Origin of the sequence: Kytococcus sp. HMSC28H12 (genome assembly GCF_001816045.1) — a bacterium.
GTDB classification, from domain to species: Bacteria; Actinomycetota; Actinomycetes; order Actinomycetales; family Dermatophilaceae; genus Kytococcus; species Kytococcus schroeteri.
Map to the genome: position 1 here is coordinate 1 of NZ_KV824444.1, position 2,229 is coordinate 2,229.

The 2,229-nt window shown below is 72.4% G+C and carries 3 protein-coding genes; 2 read left to right on the plus strand and 1 reads right to left on the minus strand.

Going from position 1 to position 2,229, the window contains the following annotated elements:
• The first annotated feature begins 145 nt into the window (after positions 1 to 145).
• Positions 146 to 376, plus strand: a complete 231-nt coding sequence (locus tag HMPREF3099_RS05955; RefSeq protein ID WP_070705150.1) for a sulfurtransferase TusA family protein — start codon at positions 146 to 148, stop codon at positions 374 to 376.
• Between the two features lie 28 nt (positions 377 to 404).
• Entirely contained in the window at positions 405 to 803 is a 399-nt protein-coding gene (locus HMPREF3099_RS05960) for a hypothetical protein (RefSeq protein WP_070705151.1), read from the plus strand.
• Between the two features lie 82 nt (positions 804 to 885).
• Here the strand turns inward: HMPREF3099_RS05960 and HMPREF3099_RS05965 are convergent, their stop codons facing one another.
• Positions 886 to 2,172, minus strand: coding sequence for an NRAMP family divalent metal transporter (locus tag HMPREF3099_RS05965; protein ID WP_070705152.1), 1,287 nt, complete (start codon positions 2,170 to 2,172; stop codon positions 886 to 888).
• Positions 2,173 to 2,229 lie beyond the last annotated feature (57 nt).

Consider the following 2,229-nt stretch of genomic DNA (forward strand, 5'->3'; position numbering starts at 1 on the left):
GGCCCTCACCCCGGTGGACGAGCGCCCCGCCCCGGTGCTCACCCCCGTCGGCTGAGACGTCCCGCTGGGGCGGGTGCGGTGACGCGCTCGCCCCAGCACTCCCCTCGACACCGACACCGACCCCCGACTCCCCCAGGAGGACCCCGTGACCACCTACGCCCTCGACACCGCCGGGGACGTCTGCCCCTTCCCGCTCGTGGACGCACGCCGCGCCATGGAGCAGCTGCAGGTGGGCGACCAGCTGCGCATCGACTTCGACTGCACGCAGGCCACCGAGAGCCTGCCCCAGTGGGCCGCCGAGGACGGCCACGAGGTGACGGCCTTCGACCGCACGGGTGACGCCGCGTGGACGATCACCGTCCGCAAGGGGAGGTGAGCCGCCGCTGGGGCCTACGCTCGGGGACATGACTCCCAGCAGCCCCAGCGGTCCCCCTGCCGGCGAGCAGTCCCGCCCGCAGCTCAACCCGTCCTCCCAGCCGGCCGTCGTTCCGGGTGCGTACGGCCCGTACCCGGGCGGTCCCGGCCAGGAGGAGCACCCCGACGGCGTGCCCGTGTTCGTGACGGGTCTGCTGAGCCTCATCGCGTTCCCGCCCATCGGGTTCCTGGCCTGGGTGATGGGCAACCGGGCCCGCCGTGACATCCGCTCGCAGCCGGGGCGCTATCGCAACGAGGGCCTCGTGACAGCCGGCTGGGTGATGGGCATCATCGGCGGACTCATCACCCTGTTCCTCGGTGCGCTGTTCGTGCTGATGTTCGGCCTGGGCATCGGCATCCCGATCCTGATCGGCCTCAGCGAGGCCTGAGCCCCGCCCCCACGGCGCGGAGGGGCGCCCACCACCACGGTGGGCGCCCCTCGCGCGTGTTCCGGGGACGACGGGACGCGGCTCAGCCGACCAGCCCCACCTCGGTGGCGAGGAAGAACACGGTGAAGCCGGCGAGGAAGACCAGGCCCACCCACGAGAGGGCGCGCAGCCACGCGGGCAGGTGCTCCTCGCGGCGCACCAGGCTGAAGTTGAGCCACGCGAACACCGGCGCGGTGACGAAGGCCACCATCATCGAGAAGCGCAGCAGCTCGCCCATCTGGGTGCTGAACCACAGGATGACGGCCAGCGACGCCACCGCGATGAGGGTGCTCCACAGGATGACCGCGGTGCGCCCGGCGTTGCCCCCGCCGCGGCGCAGGTGGTGCAGGGACTCGGCGCACGCGCGGCCGTACCCGTCCACCACGGTGATGGTGGTGCCGTACATGACCACGAACGCGAGCAGCGCCATGAGCGGGCGGCTCCACTCGCCCATGGTGGCGGTGTACATGCTGATGAGTTGCGGGATGTACGCGCCGCCGGCCATCTTGATCTCCACCCCGGTGCCGAACTGCACCAGGGCGCCCATGGCCAGGAAGAAGACCGCCAGCACGGTGGTGACCACGTAGCCCACGTTGAAGTCCCACAGCCCGTCGCGCGCCGTGGACGGGGTGCGGCGCTGCTTCTCGGCCACCCACAGCGACTGCAGGGCCGAGATCTCGATGGGGGCCGGCATCCAGCCCACGAGCGCCACGAGGAAGGGCACCGAGGCCAGCGTCCACGGGCTCGCGGCCACCGCGTCGGCGGCGCCCTGCGGGCCCTTGGCGGCGGCCACCACCACGGTGAGCACCGTGACCGTGGTGAGGATGACGACGATCACCTTGGTGAGGCCGTCCAGGGCGGGGAAGCGGCCGGCCAGCAGGATCACCCAGACCGACAGCATCATGAGACCGGCCACCCACGGCACGCTCAGTGACCACGAGGCGGGCAGGGCGAACTTCAGGATGACCGCGCACAGGATGCCCACGCCGGCGGCGGCGATGACGGCCGAGACCACGCAGAGCAGGAAGAACACCCAAAGGTAGCCGCGGCCCTTGCGGGCGTAGCCCTCCACGAGGTTGTGGCCGGTCTCCACCGTGTACTGGGCGCCGAAGCGGAAGAAGGGGTACTTGAGCACGTTGGCGGCCACGACCAGGCCCACCAGCTGCCACTGGAACAGGGCGCCGGCCTGGGTGGAGCTCACCAGGTGGGAACCGCCGATGGCGGCCGAGGCCATGAGCAGGCCGGGGCCCAGGGCGGCGACGCGAGAGCGCCAGGTGCTGGGGGCGCCGGGTGGCGCGGACGTGCGGGAGTCGGGCAGTGCGGTCGACATGGCAGCACCCTGCCGCCGGACGCCGACGGGGCCCCACCGCGACGTCGCGGTGGGGCC